1 pseudogene is annotated in these 336 nt (G+C 71.1%); it reads right to left on the bottom strand.

Annotated elements, in window-relative coordinates:
* Positions 1-336: pseudogene (locus tag F0L46_RS25360) on the bottom strand (efflux RND transporter permease subunit); the annotation flags it as partial.

The raw sequence follows: 336 nt of genomic DNA on the forward strand, positions 1-336 counted from the left end.
GCGCTCGCCGTCGAGGGCGCCCGTGATGCGCAACGGGATGCGTTGCGCCCCGCTCTGCACCGTGCCGGCGGGCGCGACCGCGTTCTGGCGGGCGAGCGAATCGAACAGGGCCTGGGGCGGGATGCCGAGCGTCGCGAGCTTGGCGTGGCTGAACTCGACAAAGATGCGCTCGTCCTGCACGCCGTAGAGGGTCACCTTGGTGACGGCGGGCACCTTCAGGAGGCGCAGGCGCAGGGCCTCCGCGTCGCGCTTCTTCTGCGCCGCGTCGGCGCCGGGCGCCGTGATCATGTAGAGGAGCGAGTCGACGTCGCCGAACTCGTCGTTGATGTTGGGCCC

Origin of the sequence: Salinarimonas soli, assembly GCF_008386575.1 — a bacterium.
Lineage (GTDB): Bacteria > Pseudomonadota > Alphaproteobacteria > Rhizobiales > Beijerinckiaceae > Salinarimonas_A > Salinarimonas_A soli.